At 70.0% G+C, this 15,134-nt stretch carries 15 protein-coding genes; 4 read left to right on the top strand and 11 right to left on the bottom strand.

Annotation, left to right across the window (positions count from 1 at the left end):
• Positions 1-7: 7 nt before the first annotated feature.
• Genes ACIQF0_RS13025 through ACIQF0_RS13015 form a run of 3 tightly spaced genes read right to left on the bottom strand, consistent with a single transcriptional unit; the run spans position 8 to position 2,803 of the window.
• Positions 8-775: an ABC transporter ATP-binding protein gene (locus tag ACIQF0_RS13025; protein ID WP_401028556.1), complete on the bottom strand. Its 768-nt coding sequence runs from the start codon at positions 773-775 to the stop codon at positions 8-10.
• Positions 772-1,833: a FecCD family ABC transporter permease gene (locus ACIQF0_RS13020; RefSeq protein WP_401028554.1), complete on the bottom strand. Its 1,062-nt coding sequence runs from the start codon at positions 1,831-1,833 to the stop codon at positions 772-774. The genes ACIQF0_RS13025 and ACIQF0_RS13020 overlap by 4 nt, the downstream gene beginning before the upstream one ends.
• A complete protein-coding gene (locus ACIQF0_RS13015; protein ID WP_401028551.1) occupies positions 1,826-2,803 on the bottom strand; it encodes an ABC transporter substrate-binding protein in 978 nt (325 codons plus the stop codon). The genes ACIQF0_RS13020 and ACIQF0_RS13015 overlap by 8 nt, the downstream gene beginning before the upstream one ends.
• Positions 2,804-2,918: 115 nt before the next feature.
• Here ACIQF0_RS13015 and ACIQF0_RS13010 point away from each other — a divergent pair, with 115 nt between their 5' ends.
• Complete coding sequence (locus ACIQF0_RS13010; protein ID WP_401029937.1) at positions 2,919-4,094, top strand: MFS transporter; 1,176 nt, start codon at positions 2,919-2,921, stop codon at positions 4,092-4,094.
• Positions 4,091-4,876, top strand: coding sequence for a TauD/TfdA family dioxygenase (locus ACIQF0_RS13005; RefSeq protein ID WP_401028548.1), 786 nt, complete (start codon positions 4,091-4,093; stop codon positions 4,874-4,876). Before ACIQF0_RS13010 ends, ACIQF0_RS13005 begins: the two co-directional genes overlap by 4 nt.
• Here ACIQF0_RS13005 and ACIQF0_RS13000 read toward each other — a convergent pair.
• From ACIQF0_RS13000 to ACIQF0_RS12990, 3 genes are read right to left on the bottom strand one after another with little or no spacing between them, the layout of a single operon-like run.
• Positions 4,812-5,363: a hemerythrin domain-containing protein gene (locus ACIQF0_RS13000; RefSeq protein WP_401028545.1), complete on the bottom strand. Its 552-nt coding sequence runs from the start codon at positions 5,361-5,363 to the stop codon at positions 4,812-4,814. The two genes, ACIQF0_RS13005 and ACIQF0_RS13000, sit on opposite strands and share 65 nt — an antisense overlap.
• A gap of 15 nt (positions 5,364-5,378) precedes the next feature.
• Positions 5,379-6,041 (bottom strand): hypothetical protein, encoded by a 663-nt coding sequence (locus ACIQF0_RS12995; RefSeq protein WP_360035221.1) that lies wholly within the window; start codon positions 6,039-6,041, stop codon positions 5,379-5,381.
• Between the two features lies 1 nt (position 6,042).
• Entirely contained in the window at positions 6,043-6,366 is a 324-nt protein-coding gene (locus ACIQF0_RS12990) for a plasmid stabilization protein (protein WP_401028542.1), read from the bottom strand.
• 72 nt (positions 6,367-6,438) lie between these two features.
• Between ACIQF0_RS12990 and ACIQF0_RS12985 the strand changes: the two genes are divergently transcribed.
• Positions 6,439-7,041: a flavodoxin family protein gene (locus tag ACIQF0_RS12985; RefSeq protein ID WP_401028540.1), complete on the top strand. Its 603-nt coding sequence runs from the start codon at positions 6,439-6,441 to the stop codon at positions 7,039-7,041.
• Positions 7,042-7,068: 27 nt separating this feature from the next.
• On the opposite strand, the gene ACIQF0_RS12980 is transcribed toward ACIQF0_RS12985, so the two are convergent.
• From ACIQF0_RS12980 to ACIQF0_RS12970, 3 genes are read right to left on the bottom strand one after another with little or no spacing between them, the layout of a single operon-like run.
• Positions 7,069-7,839: an SAM-dependent methyltransferase gene (locus tag ACIQF0_RS12980; protein WP_401028538.1), complete on the bottom strand. Its 771-nt coding sequence runs from the start codon at positions 7,837-7,839 to the stop codon at positions 7,069-7,071.
• A gap of 50 nt (positions 7,840-7,889) precedes the next feature.
• On the bottom strand, positions 7,890-10,124 hold the full coding sequence (locus tag ACIQF0_RS12975) for a GH92 family glycosyl hydrolase (protein ID WP_401028535.1): 2,235 nt from the start codon (positions 10,122-10,124) through the stop codon (positions 7,890-7,892).
• Positions 10,125-10,146: 22 nt separating this feature from the next.
• Positions 10,147-10,755: a hypothetical protein gene (locus ACIQF0_RS12970; protein WP_401028531.1), complete on the bottom strand. Its 609-nt coding sequence runs from the start codon at positions 10,753-10,755 to the stop codon at positions 10,147-10,149.
• 117 nt (positions 10,756-10,872) lie between these two features.
• Here ACIQF0_RS12970 and ACIQF0_RS12965 point away from each other — a divergent pair, with 117 nt between their 5' ends.
• Positions 10,873-12,330: a hypothetical protein gene (locus ACIQF0_RS12965; protein ID WP_401028528.1), complete on the top strand. Its 1,458-nt coding sequence runs from the start codon at positions 10,873-10,875 to the stop codon at positions 12,328-12,330.
• Here ACIQF0_RS12965 and ACIQF0_RS12960 read toward each other — a convergent pair.
• Both ACIQF0_RS12960 and fusA read right to left on the bottom strand, forming a co-directional pair.
• Positions 12,320-13,081: an endonuclease/exonuclease/phosphatase family protein gene (locus ACIQF0_RS12960; protein WP_401028526.1), complete on the bottom strand. Its 762-nt coding sequence runs from the start codon at positions 13,079-13,081 to the stop codon at positions 12,320-12,322. The two genes, ACIQF0_RS12965 and ACIQF0_RS12960, sit on opposite strands and share 11 nt — an antisense overlap.
• 52 nt (positions 13,082-13,133) lie before the next feature.
• Positions 13,134-15,119, bottom strand: coding sequence for an elongation factor G (gene fusA, locus ACIQF0_RS12955; RefSeq protein WP_401028524.1), 1,986 nt, complete (start codon positions 15,117-15,119; stop codon positions 13,134-13,136).
• Positions 15,120-15,134 lie beyond the last annotated feature (15 nt).

Genomic DNA, 15,134 nt, shown 5'->3' with positions numbered 1-15,134 from the left:
CCCCTTCTCAGCGGACCGGTTCGCGGTAGCCCACGGCCAGGTGGCCCAGGCTGTCGCGGCCGATCTCGGCTTCCACGTCGAACACCTCGCGCAGCAGCGGCGCGGTCAGCACGTCGGCCGCCTGGCCGTCGGCGACGACCGTGCCGCCGTGCATCAGGACCAGCCGGTCGCAGTAGCGGGCGGCCAGCGCGAGGTCGTGCAGCGCCACGACGACGGTCTGCGGCGTGCGGCCGGCCAGTTCCATCAACTCCAGCTGGTGGCGGACGTCCAGGTGGTTCGTGGGCTCGTCCAGCAGCAGCCCGGACGTGCGTTGCGCCAGCGCCCGCGCCAGATGGGTGCGCTGACGTTCGCCACCGGAGAGCTGCTTCCACGGCCGGTCCGCCAGTCCGGTGAGGTCGAGCTTTTCCAGCTCCGAGGCGACAATCGCGTGATCCTCGGCGTCAGGACCGCGCCACCGCGACCGGTGCGCGGTGCGGCCGAGCATCGCGACCTCGGCCACCCGCAGGTCGCTGTCGGTGTCGGCGGTCTGCTCGACGAACGCCAGCCTGCGCGCTCGCTCACGGGCGGACCACGACGTGATCTCCACGCCGTCGAAGCACACCTCGCCGTTCGCCGGGGCTCGCAGCCCGGCCATGCACCGCAGCAGCGACGACTTGCCGGAGCCGTTCGGCCCGATCAGCCCGACCGTCTCCCCCGGCTCGACCACCAGGCTCACGTCCCTGACGATGGTCTTGCCCGGCACGCCCCAGCTCAGCTTCCGGACGTCGATCCTCACAGCTCACCCCGCCTGCGCAGCACCAGGAGGAAGAGCGGCACGCCGAGCAGTGCGGTGAACACGCCCACCGGCACCTCCAGCGGCGAGAACACCACACGGGTGAGCGCGTCCGTCCACACCAGGAACACCGCGCCGACGACGGCCGACAACGGCAGGAGCTTGCGGTGCAACGGCCCGACGAGGAACCGGACGCCGTGCGGCACGATCAGCCCGACGAATCCGACCGCGCCCACGGCGGCCACCGCGACGGCGGTCAGCACCGAGGTCGTGACCAGCAGGACGATCCGAGTCGTGCGCACGTCGACGCCCAGCGAGGACGCGGTGTCGGTGCCGAATGCGAACCCGTCCAGCGCGGCCGAGCACAGCCACACCACGAGCAGACCGACCGCCAGGACCACCGCGCACACCACCACGGACGTCCACCGGGCCGACGCGAGCGACCCCAGCAGCCAGTTGGTGACGGCACGGATGCTGTCGGCGTCCCCGGACGTCAGCAGGATCAACGAGGTGAGCGCGGCGAACAGCTGCCCCACGACCACACCGGTGAGCACGACGCGTGACGAGTCCAGGCCTGTGCGGCGGAGCAGCAGCATCAGCAACCCGAACGCCACCAGCGCGCCGATCAGCGCCCCACCGGTCACCCCGAGCTGCGAGCCCGCGAACCCCAGCACCACCACGACCACCGCGCCCGTCGAGGCGCCGGACGACACCCCGAGCAGGTACGGGTCGGCCAGCGAGTTGCGCGTGACGCTCTGCAGCACCGCGCCGCACACCGCCAGCGCCGCACCGACGAGCGCCGCGAGCAGCACCCGCGGCACCCTCAGGTCCCAGATCAGCGAGTCCAGCAGGCGAGGCAGCGGCACGACCGGCAGGCCGAGGCGTCCGCCCGCGGCCCGGCCGATCTCGGCCCAGCCCGCGCCCACGCCGATGCGGACGGCGAGCACCACCGACACCACGAGGACGGCGAGACTCAGCACGACCACGAGCGTGTTCTTCTTGCGCTGAAAGGTTTTCGGAGTTTCCAGGACAACCGGGTCGAGAACAGCGGCGTCAGCCACGGCCGGCGATCTCGTCGAGCCCCGCACCGAACGCCTTGAGCGCGTCGACCGTGCGCACGGACGGGTCCATCTCGATGCCGGGCAGCTCGATCACCTTGTTCTCCCGCAACGCCTTGAGCTGCGAGACGACCGGGTGTTCGCGCATCATCGCGAGCTTCTCGCTCGCCTTGTCGCCGGGATTGCCGCGCTCGGACAGGTCACCGATCACGATCACGTCCGGGTCGCGCCGGGCGATCTCCTCGAACGACGCCTCCGGCCACTCCTGGTCCAGGTCGTCGAACACGTTGACCGCGCCGGCGATCTTGCTCATCTGACTCGGCATGCCGTCGCGGCCCGCCACGTACGGAACGCCCTTGAAGACCGAGTAGATCCAGACCACCTTCACCGGATCCCGTTTGACAGCTTGGACTTCGGCGACGGCCGCGCGTTGCTCGGCGGCGAGCTGGTTCGCCTTCTCGGTGATGCCGAAGATCTTCCCGAAGTTCTCGTAGTCGCGGAACAGCCGGTCGAACGGCGCGGTCGTGCCGTCCGGGCAGTTCACCGCGCTCACGAACGTGGGCACGCCCAGGGTTTCCAGCTCGTCGCGCGTTCCGGCGCGGTCGGCGGTGAAGAGTTCCTTGAACGACGCCACGACGACATCGGGGTTGGCCGCCCGCAGCGGTTCCGAGGTGAGGATCTTCGGTGACAGCACCGGGATCTTCGCGTAGGCGTCGGCGAACCGGGGCGACACCTTGGTCTTGACGTTCGCGGTGCCGGCCATCCGGTCCTGCATTCCCAGCGCCAGCAACGTTTCCGTCGAGTTCTGGTCCAGCGTGACCACCCGCTGCGGCGTGCCGGTGAACGTGAGCTGCTTGCCACAGCTGTCCACCACCACCGACTGAGCCGTCGGCGCCTGTGCGCCTCCCGGTGTGGCGCAGCCCGCGGCCAGCACCGCGACCAACGCCAGTCCGAGACGGGCGGGGTGAGACATCGGATCCTCCAGAAAGTTCACTCGACGGTGTGCGTTACTGTAACGACAATCATTTTCAATGCAACCCTGCCGGAAGGTCGATCGCGTGGTCCACGACACAGTGCGCAGCCCGTCGGTGCTGCGCAGCACCACTTTTCTCCGCCTCTGGACCGCGACGACGGCATCGGGCATCGCGACCTGGGCGCTGCCGTTCGTGCTCGGCCTGGCCGTGCTCTCGCGTTCGCTGACGGCCGTGGAACTGGGTGTCCTGCTCGCCGCGCGCACCGCGGGATTCCTCGCCGCCGTCCCGGTCAGCGGCGTCCTGGCCGACCGCTACGCGCGCCGCCAGGTGGTCCTGTGGTCAGGTCTCGTGTCGGCTCTCGCCGCACCGGTGCTCGCTGCCTTCGTGGGCAACTCGTTGGTGTTCGCGGCGGTCGCGGCCGTAGCGATGGGAGCGGGCCAGGGCGCGTGCCGGCCGGCGTTCCAGGCGCTGACCGCCGAGGTGGTCGCGGCAGCCCAACGTCAGCAGGCCAACGCCGCGATGACCCTGTCGGTGCGGGTGACGACGTTGGTGGCGCCGGGCCTGACCGCGTTGCTCGCCCTGGTCCTGAACACGCAGGTGCTGCTGCTCGGCATCGGCGCCCTGTGGCTCGTCGCCGCCCTGGTCCCGCCCGCCGGCACCGGCCTCACCTCGGCGAGCGGTTCGGGCTTCGTGACGGACTTCTGGGAGGGCGTCCGCGAGGCCCGCAGGCACCCGTGGTTCCTGGCCGGGCTCGGCGCGCTGACCGCGGTGATCGCCACCGGCTACTCGGCGACCGGCGTGGTGCTCCCCCTGGTCAGCCGCGACCGCTACGACACCGAGGCGGTCCTGGCGGGCGCGCTGACCGCCTACACGCTCGGTGCGCTGGCCGGCGCCCTGCTCATCGCCCGCTGGCGGCCTCGTCACGCGGGCTGGACCGCGCTGTTCGGCCTCGCCCTGTACGGGTTCGCGCCGCTGAGCCTGCTGCTGCCGGTGCACCCGTTCGTCGTGATCGCCGCCTACGCCGTCGCGGGGCTGGGCATCGAACTGTTCAACGTGCCGTGGTTCACCGCGACCCAGCGCGAGGTCGAGCCGTCGAAGCTCGCTCGCGTGTCCTCTTTGGACTTCCTGATGTCCTACGGCCTCGCGCCGATCGGCCTGGCGCTCATCGCCCCGGCGATCTCGTCGTTCGGCGCGCCCGTGGTGCTGGCCGCCTGTGCGGTGATCTGCTTCGCCGCGCCCGCGCTGGCCGCACTGGTGCCGTCGTCGCGCGACTTCGGGCCGCGCCGATGATCGTGCCCCGCCTGCAGGTCCTCGATCCGGCCGCGCGCAGGGCGTTGACGGAGACGGGCGCGGTGATCCTCACCGGCCTGCCGAACTCCCCCGAATCGCTGCCCGTGGCCGCTTCCCTGCTGTTCGGCACGTCGTTGCGCGAGCTGTTCCCGTACCGGACCCGGCGTTCGGTGGACGGCGAGGTCGTCGGGTTGCACGCGGACAGTTTCGACGTGGTCGTCGACATCGCCGGGAAACCCGTGCGGCGCAGGCATCCCGACGAGGACCACGTGCTGGTGCTGCTCGCTTCTCAGGCGCCGTGCGGAGGTCAGTCCTTCGTCCTCGACGCGCACGAGTTCACCGACTCGCTCGACGCGGAGCTGAAGGCGTTCCTGAGGGAGTCCGATGTGGACCTGTACGGCCGGTGGGCCGGCACGCGCGGCCTGCCGGCGACGCCGCGGGTGGGCCGTCACATCGAGTACACGCGTGCGGGCAGGCGAATCACGCGACGCACGGACGGGGTCGCGGCCCTGCACCGCGACCCCGCCGCCGAGCACATCACTGCAATGCTCGCCCGCTTCGACACCGAGGTCGAACGGGTGCAGCGGACGTTGCCGAGACTCAGGGTGAACGAGGGCGAACTCCTGGTCCTCGACAACTACCGCTGCTGGCACGGCCGGGACGCACACACCGGCGCGCCCGGACCGTGCACATCCAGACGGCGCGAACGGACGACGCCTAGGAACCGGCCTTCTGCAGTTCCTTGCGCAGCTGCTCCTTGGTCATGTTCGACGCACCGGTGACGCCGAGGTTCTGCGCCTGGGTGAGCAGTTCCTCGCGGGTGGCCTGGCCCGGCAGCTCACCGAGGTGGTCGGCCCGGCTGCGCGCGAACGCCTCGCCGAGCTCGTAGCGGCGCTGGGCGCTCAGGCGCTTGCGCATGCCCGGCAGCACCGTCTTCTCCTCTTCCTCCACGTGGTGGGTGATGGAGTCGACGACGTCCTGCAGGGCCTTCTCGTACTTCGGCGAGTCGTACTCGCAGTCGAGGAGCTTGGCGAGCAGCAGCTCGGCCTCGGCGTGCTCCTCCTGGCTGTGCTCGACCTCGTCCTGCCCGCCCGCGTCCTTGGCGGGCGGGTAGATCTCGGACTCCTCCGCGCGGCTGTGGGCGACGAGCAGGCCGCACATCACGGGCGTGAGCAGCGGGCGTTTCTCCGGGTGGTTCTTCAGCTCGTCGAACAGGCGCTCCACCTCGCGGTGGTCCTGCATGATGAGGTCGACGACGTCGTACTGCATGATGGTGGTTCTCCTTCAGTTCGGGTTGTTCCTCGGATAGCGCGTGGTGGTGGACTCGAGACCGCGCCGTCCGATCCGGCCGAGTGCCACGCCGAAAGCACTGATCACGGCGAGGGCGACGACCGCGCTGATGACGATCGACCAGGCCAGGCCCGCACCCAGCAGGCCCGACGTCGCGCCGGCGATCACGCCGGCGACGAGTCCGTTCACGAGGTTCACGAGGCCGGCGACGCCCAGTGCGGTGCCGATCAGCCTCGGCCGCCTCGTCTTGCGCCAGCCGGTCTGGCCTCCGTCCGCCTCGACGCCGAGAACGTCGTCGTGGATCTGACGCACGAACACGTCCTTGACGGACGGTTCGAGGTCGCCGTAGACGTGCCGGATGCGGTTGATCCCCAGCCCGGCCCGCACGTCCTCGATGGTGAGCTCGACCGTGCGGAACAACGTGGCGAGACCGATCAGGAACAGCGCGCTGAAGACGACCAGCAGCAACGTCAGCAACACGGTCAGCGGCACGACCTGCGCGACGAACCCGAGTGCGATCATCGACGCGGAGATCGTCGTCAGCAGGTGACCCGCCCGCCCGGTCGCGTCGGTGATCGTCGCCGTGCGGATCATCTGCAGCGTGTTGTGCTCCATGGTGAGGATCGTCAGCGCCGAGGCCTTGTCCACTTCCGACACGTCAGTGACCGAGCGCCTTGGCGAGTTCCTTCTTCGTCATCTTGGAGCGGCCCTTGACGTTGCGCTGCTTCGCCTCGTTGTAGAGCTGGTCGTACGTCGGCCCCTGCGCGCCCTTGTGCGACCGCTGACCGCCGCGCTTCTGCGGCGACATGTCCTCAATGGACGATCTGCTGGCAGTCTTGGACTCGCCGGCCTGCGCGCGGTTCTTGTTGACGGTCCTGGCCGCGATCTCCTTCGCGCGCTTCGGTGACGCTCCGCGGTCCTCGGCGGAGTCCTTGATGTGCTCGTACTGGCGTTCACGTTTCGCGTTCGACCCTGCGGGCATCACGACCTCCTTGCCCGGCGAATACCCCTGGGCAGGGCGGTTCACACCCACCCGACCGGGTAGCCGAACGGCATGACGATGCGTGCCGTGGTGCTCAACTGCACCCTGAAGAAGTCGCCGGAGGAGTCCAACACGGACCTGCTCGCCCAGGTCGTGATCGACGAGCTGACGAAGAAGGACGTCGAGGTCACGTCGTTCCGGCTGGCCGACCACGAGATCCCGCCCGGCGTCGTGACCGACCTCGGCGGCGGCGACGAGTGGCCGAACGTCCACCGGCTGCTGCTCGACGCCGAGATCCTGGTGTTCGCCACCCCGACGTGGGTCGGCCGCCCCTCCTCCCTGGCCCAGCGCGCGCTGGAGCGGATGGACGCGATGATCTCCGAGACCGACGACCAGGACCGCCCGGTCGCCTACAACCGGGTCGCGGGAGTGGTGGTGACCGGCAACGAGGACGGCGCGCACCACGTCATCAGCGAGATCTGCGGCGGCCTCGGCGACATCGGCTACACCATCCCAGGCCAGGCCTGGACCTACTGGAACCGCGGTCCGGGGCCCGGCCCGAGCTACGCCGACACCGACGAGGGCCACGAGTGGTCGGAGAACACCGGCCGCACGATGGCCGCCAACCTGCACGCCGTCGCCCAGGCCCTGGCCGAGCGCCCCATCCCCGCCTAGGGCCTGCGTCGAACGCGAGGGTTCCTCTCAGGACACCTCGGTCGATGCCGGTGGAGGTGTGCGCCGCAGCAGGAGTACGACGAACCCGAGAAATCCGCGGTAGCCGCCCAGCCAGCTGGCGCGGTGGGTCGCTGACATCTGGAGCGCGAGGGCCTGGTCGGGGTGCTCGGGATTGTCGAGGGCCCACTTGGCGAGGGTGCCGGTCCAGCACCATTCGTACTCGTCCCACTCCGCGAGGGTGCTGACGTACCCGTAGACCGGTGTCCACCCGTCCGCGACGACCTGGGCCACGGTGGTCGGGAGATCCGCGTACTTCTGCGGGCCGGTCTCCTGTTGCGCGCGGACGGCGGCGTCGGGCTCGCGCTCCCAGAAGCAGTCGCCGAGCAGGAGCATCCCGTCTTCGGCGAGGTGTTCCCGAGCGGCGTTCAACGTGGGGAGCAGCCCGCCGTACGCGTAGGCGGCCCCCACGCTGAGCACCAGGTCCGCTTTCCTGGTCGACTGGTACTCGGCGACGTCCTGGCGGCGCAGTTCCAGCCGATCGGCCAGACCGAGCCTGTCCGCCTCGCCCAGGACGTGGTCGAAGCCTTCACCCGAGATGTCGACTCCGACAGCCGTTACGCCGTCGTGCGCCTGCAGCGCGCGTAGCAACCAGGTGCCGTCGCCGCAGCCCAGATCGAGCAGGTGGTCGTCCTGCTCGCGGATGGCCCGGTCGAGGAGGTGCGCCACTGTGCTGTCGCTCAACGGCGCGGATATCGGGTGGTCGGTGTGCGCGATGGCGCTGAGTTCTTGTCGGCCCACCATCGCTGTCTAACAGAGTCTGGATCTTGTGTCGCAGGTATTTCGCGCGTCTAGCCGACGGCGACCCTCAGCACCCCGCCGCGCCGCACGAACGACTCGGGCAGCCACGGCTGCTCCACCTCGCGGCCGTTCCAGCGCACTTCCTGCACGTGGACGGCCGGCGTACCGGGCGCGAGGACCGTGATGTTCTTCGCGGTGATCCGCGCCTTGGGGAACATCGGGCTCGACACGTGCAGTTCGGCGCTGCTCGGGGTGCGCGGGTACAGGCCCAGAGCGGCGAAGACGTACCAGGCCGACATCGTGCCCAGGTCGTCGTTGCCGGGCAGGCCGGACGGGCCGGTCTTGTAGACCAGCCGGGCCATCGCGCGCACGGTCTCCTGGGTCTTGCGCGGCTGGCCGAGCTCGTTGTAGATCCACGGCGTGTGGATGCCCGGCTCGTTCGTCGGGTCGTAGCGCAGCGCGTCGCCACCGGTCGCCCACGAGCCGTCCGCGCGGTGGAAGAACGCGTCGAGCCTGGTCACGGCCGCTTCGTTGCCGCCCATGGCCTCGGCCAAGCCCTGCACGTCGTGCGGCACCATCCACGTGTAGGTGGCGCTGCTGCCCTGCGCGAAGCCCTGGTCGGAGGCCGGGTTGAACGGCGTCACCCAGGTGCCGTCGGCGCGACGGGCCTGCTGGTAGCCCGTGTCCGGGTTGAACGTGTTGCGCCACCAGCCCGCGCGCTTCTCCATCTCCTCGCTGGGACGGCCGAGCCCGCGGCCCAGGTCGGCGAGCGCCTGGTCGGCGACCGAGTCCTCCAGCGTCTCGGCGGCGCCGCCCCAGCAGTGACACGTGTCCTGCGGGGCGTAGCCGAGGCGCAGGTACTCGGCGAGGTTCGGGCGCTGGCCCTCGCACTGGCCGGGGCAGCCCTTGTCGGACAGGCCGTCCGGGTGCGGGACGGTGGCCTGGCGCAGCAGCGAGTCGTAGGCCGCGCGCACGTCGAAGTTCCGCGCGCCCATGGCGTACATGCCCGCGATGGCCGGGGCGGACGGGTCGCCGGTCATGACGTGCGTCGGGCCGGTGATGTGGACCCAGCGGTCCCACACACCGCCGTTCTCGCGGGAGATGTCCAGCAACGACTGCGCGTAGCCGCTCGCCACGTCCGGTGCCAGCAGCGCCAGCAACTGGGTGTGGGCGCGGTACTGGTCCCAGCCGGAGAAGTTGCCGTACCTGGTGGCCTGACCGGCGTCGCTGATCACGTTGGGCTGCAGGAAGGTGTGGTAGAGCGCGGTGTAGAAGATCGTGCGCTCGTCCGCGGTGCCGCCGTCGATCTCGACCGCGCGCAGCTGCTTCGCCCAGGCCTTCTTCGCTTCCGCCGCCACGTCGGCGACGGTCGCGCGCCTCGGGATCTCCGTCGCGAGGTTGCGTCGAGCAGCGTCCAGGCTGGTGTAAGAGATGCCCACGCGCATCCGCACCGAACTGTCCGCAAAGGACACGTATCCGCCGGAACCCTTGCCCGCACGGTTGCTTCCGGTCAGGTAGCCCTCACCACCGGAGGCAGACGTCGTGCCAGGCCGCAGTTCGCTGTTGACCCACGTGCCGTAGGCCGAGATCGGGCGGTCGAAAGACGCCGTGAAGTGCAGGCGGTAGTAGGTCTTCTGGTTGTTCGTGCCACCGTTCGCACGGCGGCCGCAGAACGCGCCGGTCAGCACCGAGCCCGAGACGGAGTTGGTCGCCGGGTCGATCGTGATGTCGGCGTCCTCGCTGCCGTTGAGCGAGTTCGAGGTGCGGAACAGCAGCGACCCGTTGACGGGGAAGGTGAACTCGCCCATGCCCGCGCGCGTCGACACGGAGAGGTCCGCCGTGGCACCGGACTTCAGGCCCACCCGGTAGCGCCCGGCCTCGGCCTTCTCGTCGGCGTGCGAGAAGTCGCTCGCGAAGATCTGGTCCTTGGTGTCCGCGGTCGGCGACGAGGTGATGTCACCGACGTGCGGCATGATCGGGACGTCCCCCGCGGCGCCGGGATGACAGCCCGCGCCGTTGACGTGCGTGAGGCTGAAACCGCGCACCCTCGTCGCGTCGTAGGCGTAACCGTTGGCAGCGCCCGTGTTCGTCTGGTCGCCGCGGGTCGACGTCGGGCTCCACGAGATCATCCCGAACGGCCGCACGGCGCCCGGATAGGTGTTGCCGCCGCCCGCCGAGCCGATCAGCGGGTCGACGTACCGGGTGTCGTCTCTCACCGCCGCACTCGCGGGAGTCGCCAGCGCGGCGGTGAGGACAGTGACCAGGAAGACCGGGAGCGCTCTCACGTCCCGGGACAGTAACCGGTTCTCAGTAAACGCAGGGTGGCCGGTAGCCGTCGATCTTCAGGCTCTGGAACTCCAGATCGTCCTTCGTGTTGCCGACGAACACCAGGCCACGGGCGTCGTCGAGGGCCTCGGCGAGCGGGTAGGACGGCTTGCCGAGCGCGGGCAGATATGTCCAGTCCTTTGTCTTGAAGCTGAAGAACCGCTTCACGAGCCTGCCGCCGGTGGACGGCACCTTGGTGACCCACTTGTCGCCGCCGCTCCAGAACGACGCGGGCCGCAGCTGGATGTAGAGGTCGCTGGTGGCGCGGTAGGTCATCGAGAAACCGGCCGAGTGGGACAGGTCGGCCTGGGCCTCGAACTTGTTGCCCAGCCACACGACCATGACCGCCCAGTCGTCCGCCAGGAACTTGATCTTCGCCGTGTGGTCGTGCCGCCCCTTGGGCACGAGGATGCTGCCGGTCGCGGGCTCCGTGGCACCTTCACCACTGGCGATCCACTGCTGGTACCGGTCGATGGACGGGGTGGCGCACTCGCGGCCGTGCGAGGCGTTGGCGACCGCTGTCGAGCCGAGGGTGAACAGCAGCGCGTACGCGATCACCGCGACGCGGCCGAACGTCGATTTCAGGCGCATCTCGCGGACCGTAGCGGAAATTGGTATAAACCATTTCCCTTCACGGTTGACACAGGTCTCACTTGGTTACCTGGACAGCGGATTGTGAGCGCTGCTCACGCCGGTCACAGTGAGCCCGTGCACCCCGCCAGATGCATCGCATTCATAGGTGTCGTAACGGTTTTCGCCCTCCAACTCACCACTCCGGCCACCGCCTCGACGGACTGCTCCCCCACCGTCGACGACCGGACGTTCGCCTCCGCCGCCCAGCTCCGCGCTCTCAACGCCACCGTCGCCGGGTTCGGCGTCCGCGCCACCGGCAGCCCGGCCCACAACCGCCTGATCTCCTGGCTCGAACGCCGGGTGGACCGGCTGCCGGGCGTGGCCGTGCGTTCCGAGCCGTTCGCGATCCAGCGCTGGAAGCCAGGTCCCGGTTTTCTGCTCTCGGGCGGCCTGGTGCCGGTCGCCGGCGCGATCCCCTACTCCGAGCCCGGTCTGCGTTCCGGCGAGCTCGTCCGCCTGCCCGCCGGCACGCCGATCACCGCCGCGAACGCCCGCGGCAAGATCGTCCTGCGCGACTTCCCCGCCCTCGACCGCGGCTACCTCGCCGAACCCCTGCTGGACGAGGACATGGTCGACGCGGGCAAGGCGGGCGCCGCCGGGGTCGTCGTCGCCTTCCCGTTCCCGCACGAGCAGGTGAAGGGCTACTGGGACCCGCACCTCGGCACCCACTACCGCGTGCCAGGCGTGTTCGTCGGCTCCGACGCGGCCGTGCACCTGGTCCCGGGCACGCGAACGACGATCGGTGTCCTGGCCGGGCGCGAACCGGCCGTCACCCGCTCACTGATCGCCACGCTCCCAGGCCTGAGCAGCGAACGGATCGTCCTCGACACCAACACCGACGGCGTGGGCTGGGTGCAGGAGAACGGCACCGTCGCACTGCTGGCACTGGCCGAGCACTTCGCCCGCCTGCCGTTGCGCTGCCGGCCGCGCACGATCGAGTTCGTCTTCGCGACCGGGCACCTGCACCGCCCGGCGGAGGGCAGCGAGTTCCGGGCCCGCGCGCTCGACGCCGAGTACGACTCGGGTTCCGTCGCGTTCGCGTTCGTGCTGGAACACCTCGGCACGCGGGAGTTCCTGCCGCTGAACGGTTCTCTGCGACCAACAGGCCTCGCCGAGCTGTCCGGCTGGTTCGCGGGCAGCCCGACGCTCACCCAGAGCGCGCTGACAGCACTGGCGGGGCGCGCGGTCGATCGCACGTTCGTCCTGCCCGGCAGCGACCTGCCGGTGCCAGGCCGGGTGCCGGCGCAGTGCTCGTTCGGCGGCATCGGCACGCACTTCCACTCGCACCTGATCCCGACGATGGCGATGATCTCCGGGCCGTGGACGCTCTGGGCGCCGTCGTTCGGCTCCCAGGCCGTGGATCACGAACGGATGCGGCGCCAGGTGCTGGCCGCGGGCGACGCGATCACGGCGCTGGCCCCGCTACCCCGGGACCAGATCGCCGGGCCGTACCTGGAGCAACGGCAGGCGCGTGCGGCCGGAGCACCCACCTGTTCGCACGACCTGCCGCCCGAATGGGCGCCTAGAGGCTGATGCGTGCCTGGACGGCGAGGTGGTCGGACGGGAACTGACCATCTCGCTGGAAGGTGTTGATCGCGGCGGCCTCGACGGTGGCGCCGCGAGTAAGGATCCAGTCGATGCGCGGGCCGTCCGGGACGAGCGGGCCGTAGCCGTGGAACGTCCCGTACGCCGGGGTGGTCCGCGGACCCGCGAGCCACGAGTCGGCCAGAACGGACGTCAGCGTGGCGTAGGCCGGTGAACCGGGGACGTCGTTGAAGTCGCCGGTGAGCACGACCGGCAGCGTCTGGGCCTGGAGCCGGTCGCGGACGAACTCGGCGCTGCGCAGCCGGGAGTTCGCCGACTCGTGGTCGAAGTGCGTGTTGACGGCCACGAACTGCTTGCCCGTCAGGCGGTCCGCGAACCGGACCCACGTGACCATGCGGATCACGTTGTTGCCCCACGACCGGGAGCCCACGACGTTCGGGGTGGCGGACAGCCAGTGGTGGTCGAACTCCAGCGGTTCGAGGCGGAGCGTGTCGAAGAAGATCGCCATGAACTCGTCGTGGCTGCCGCCCGCACGGCCCAGGCCGATCCAGTCGTAGTGGGCCGGCAGGTCGTGGGCGATGTCGAGCAGTTGGCCGTAGAGGCCCTCCTGCGTGCCGAGGACGGCTGGTAGCTCGTTGAGCAGCAACTGGGCCATGACCGGGCGCCGGACCGCCCACGAGTTCGGCTCGGCGGCCGAGGCGTACCGCAGGTTGAACGACATGACGCTCAAGGTCGACACCTCTCCGAGCATGGCACAGGCCCGCCTCTCGCGAGACGGGCCTGCGTACTACCTATGCGGGCGCATAGCCGGTCGGAGTGCTGGTGAAGCTGCCTCGGCCTTGCGTCCGGCTGCGCAACTTCGTGACATAGCCGAACATCTCCGCCAACGGCACACTCGCCGTCACCACCGTCGTGCCGGTCCTGGCCACCGAACCGAGGATCCTGCCCCGGCGCGAAGCCAGATCACCGAGCACGCCACCGAGGTACTCCTCCGGCACGGTGACCGTGACCTCGGCGATCGGTTCGAGCAACGTCATCGCGCCGGCCTTCAGCGCGTCACGCAGCCCGAGCCGTCCGGCCGTGCGGAACGCCATCTCCGACGAGTCCTTGACGTGCGTGGACCCGTCGACCAGCGTCACCCGCACACCGGTGACCGGGTGCCCGAGCGGCCCTTCGGCCAGCGCGTCCCGGCAGCCCTGTTCGACCGCGCGGACGAACTCCTGCGGCACGCGCCCGCCGGTGACGGCCGAGCGGAACTCGAAACCGGTCTCCAGCGGCTCGGTGTCGAGCACGATGTGAGCGAACTGCCCCTGTCCTCCGTCCTGCTTCACGTGCCGGTGGACGAACCCCGTGACACCGCTGGCAACGGTCTCGCGGTACGAGACGCGCGGGCGTCCCATGGTGATCTCGATGCGGTGCAGCGTGCGCGCCTTCTCCACCGAGACCTCCAGATGCAGCTCGCCCTGGCCGGACAACACCGTCTGGCCGGTCTCCGGGTCCGTCCCGAACCGCAGGGACGGGTCCTCGTCGACCAGGTGCGCCAGCGCCTCGGTCAGCTTGGCGTTGTCCGCGCTGGTCCGCGTTTCCACCGCCACCGAGACCACAGGATCGGCCGACACCGCGGGTTCGAGCAGCAGCGGAGCCGTTGGCGCGCAAAGGGTCGTGCCTGTGCGCGCCGACTTCAGCCCCACCAGCGCGACGATGTCACCCGCGACGGCCTGGTCGACCGGCGTGTGCCGATCGGCCTGGACGCGCAGGATCCGCCCGATGCGCTCGCTGCGGCCGCCCACCTGGATCGTCTCTCCCTTGTGGAGGGTGCCCGAGTAGACGCGCACGTACGCCAGCCGTCCGGTGGCGGTGGCGTTCACCTTGAACACCAACGCCGCGAACGGCGCGTCCGGGTCCGGCTGCCGTTCCTGGCCGTCGACGCCGCGCACCGGCGGAACGTCCACAGGGGACGGCAGGTACGCGATCACCGCGTCCAGCAGCGGTTCGATGCCGCGGTTGCGGTACGCCGAGCCGCACAGCACGACGGTGGCCTGACCTCGCCGGGTCAGTTCCCGCAGTGCTTCGACGAGCGTCTGATCAGAAAGACCTCCTGCGAAGAACTCCTCCAACGCCTCGGGACGCAGTTCCGCCACCGCCTCCTCCAGGAGACGACGACGTCGTTGCGCCTCGGCCAGCAGCGTGTCCGGCACGGGCCCTTCGGTCATGCCGTCGTCCCAGGTCAGCGCACGCATGCGCACCAGGTCGACGACACCGCGGAACCCGTCCTCCACGCCGATCGGCAGTTGCACGACGAGCGGCACGGTGTGCAGCCGCATGCGGATCGACTCCACGACGGCGTCGAGATCGGCGCCCGCCCGGTCGAGCTTGTTGACGAACGCGATCCGCGGCACGCCGTAGCGATCAGCCTGCCGCCACACCGATTCGCTCTGCGGCTCGACGCCGGCGACGCCGTCGAACACCGCGACGGCCCCGTCCAGCACGCGCAGGGATCGTTCGACCTCGTCAGCGAAGTCGACGTGGCCTGGCGTGTCGATGAGGTTGATGCGGTGTCCGTCCCACGTGCAGGTCACGGCCGCGGCGAAGATCGTGATGCCGCGGTCGCGTTCTTGCGGGTCGAAGTCGGTGACGGTGGTGCCGTCGTGGACCTCACCGCGCTTGTAGGTGCTGCCCGTCGCGAACAGGACGCGCTCGGTGAGCGTGGTCTTGCCGGCGTCGACGTGGGCGAGGATGCCGAGGTTGCGGACAGCGTTCAACGTGATCGTGCGCATGGCTGTGTGCCTTTG

Origin of the sequence: Lentzea sp. NPDC092896 (assembly GCF_044754905.1) — a bacterium.
In the GTDB taxonomy this organism is placed as follows: Bacteria; Actinomycetota; Actinomycetes; order Mycobacteriales; family Pseudonocardiaceae; genus Lentzea.
Note: the sequence above shows the minus strand (reverse complement) of the source record. Positions and strands in the feature narration are given on the sequence as shown.

What these genes read in the sequence shown, in the direction of transcription:
- ACIQF0_RS13015 (WP_401028551.1), bottom strand. Translation starts at nt 2,803, where the DNA reads ATGTCTCACCCCGCCCGTCTCGGACTGGCGTTGGTCGCGGTGCTGGCC.
- ACIQF0_RS12990 (WP_401028542.1), bottom strand. Translation starts at nt 6,366, where the DNA reads ATGCCCGCAGGGTCGAACGCGAAACGTGAACGCCAGTACGAGCACATC.
- ACIQF0_RS13005 (WP_401028548.1), top strand. Translation starts at nt 4,091, where the DNA reads ATGATCGTGCCCCGCCTGCAGGTCCTCGATCCGGCCGCGCGCAGGGCG.
- ACIQF0_RS13000 (WP_401028545.1), bottom strand. Translation starts at nt 5,363, where the DNA reads ATGCAGTACGACGTCGTCGACCTCATCATGCAGGACCACCGCGAGGTG.
- fusA (WP_401028524.1), bottom strand. Translation starts at nt 15,119, where the DNA reads ATGCGCACGATCACGTTGAACGCTGTCCGCAACCTCGGCATCCTCGCC.
- ACIQF0_RS12970 (WP_401028531.1), bottom strand. Translation starts at nt 10,755, where the DNA reads ATGCGCCTGAAATCGACGTTCGGCCGCGTCGCGGTGATCGCGTACGCG.
- ACIQF0_RS12985 (WP_401028540.1), top strand. Translation starts at nt 6,439, where the DNA reads ATGACGATGCGTGCCGTGGTGCTCAACTGCACCCTGAAGAAGTCGCCG.